The organism is Microbacterium sp. BF1, assembly GCF_019279095.1.
Taxonomy (GTDB): domain Bacteria; phylum Actinomycetota; class Actinomycetes; order Actinomycetales; family Microbacteriaceae; genus Microbacterium; species Microbacterium maritypicum.
Genome location: NZ_JAGYWT010000688.1, coordinates 1 through 1,022, shown reverse-complemented (window position 1 = coordinate 1,022; position 1,022 = coordinate 1). Strand labels below are relative to the sequence as shown.

The window sequence follows — 1,022 nt, the reverse complement described above, 5'->3', positions numbered from 1 at the left end:
CTACCACCGCCGGAGGCGCCAACTCCGCCTGGGCCGTTTGACGCCCATCGAGTTCGAGACCATCATGAACACGACCGCCGCACTGGCGGCGTGACTACAACCTGTCACCTATTCGTGCAGCAGTCCCCCCTTACGCTGACCGACGATGGAGAGTATGACGCGACGGGCTGGCCGGCGACTCTCAAATGCAGTAAGCAGACGACGGAACAGACTCGAGACAGCGAATCGCTATGGCGGGAGGCTGTTGACTATTCCGGAGAGTGGGATCTGAGTTTCAAAGGCATCAGGTTCGAATCTTCTGCAACCGAGTGTCCTTCAAACTGGAGGGCGGATGCCTGGATGGTCGCTGACGGCTCGACCAATCTACGAGTCAGCCTTGCGCCGCAGAACATCGACTAAGCGACTGACGATCAGTTCATATATTTGGTGAAGGAGTAGCCCACGGGCCCCGTGCACTGGCCAGTACCGGTCTCGAGGCCCCCGTGGCGATCGGGGTCTTCCTGACCGTGATGGGTGGGCTGCTCGTGAGGCGTCGTCGCGTCGAGAGCTGAGCCTCAGCCGAGCAGCCGCTCGATCACCTGCGCCACGCCGTCCTCGTCGTTGGATACGGTCGTCTCGTCGGCCGCATCGTGCACGAGCGGCTCGGCGTCGGCCATGGCGACCCCGTGCCCTGCCCAGCGGAGCATCTCGACGTCGTTGAGCGCGTCACCGAAGGCCACGACGTCGGCGCGGTCGATGCCGAGGTGCTCGCAGAGGCGGGCGAGACCCGTGGCCTTGGTGACGCCTTCGGCCATGACCTCGACGAACGGCGCACCCGAGAGTGTGACCTCGAAGCCGGTGAGCCCGAGCGAGCGCACCGTGTCGAACAGGGCGGCCGGGGCGAGCTCGGGGTGCCGGATCACGAACTTCAGGCTGGGAGCGGCGAGCACCTGATCCAACGGAACGCCGCCCATGGTGGCGGGGTCGCGCTTGTGGTCGGCGAGAGCGGCGATCGCGGCGTAGCCGTGCTGGGCCACGAACGT

The 1,022-nt window shown here is 65.3% G+C and carries 1 protein-coding gene; it reads right to left on the bottom strand.

What is annotated here, in order from left to right; genetic code table 11:
• Window positions 1-554 precede the first annotated feature (554 nt).
• Window positions 555-1,022 (bottom strand): HAD family hydrolase (locus KZA10_RS16050; RefSeq protein ID WP_218683385.1); only part of this gene is annotated, 468 nt, incomplete at its 5' end.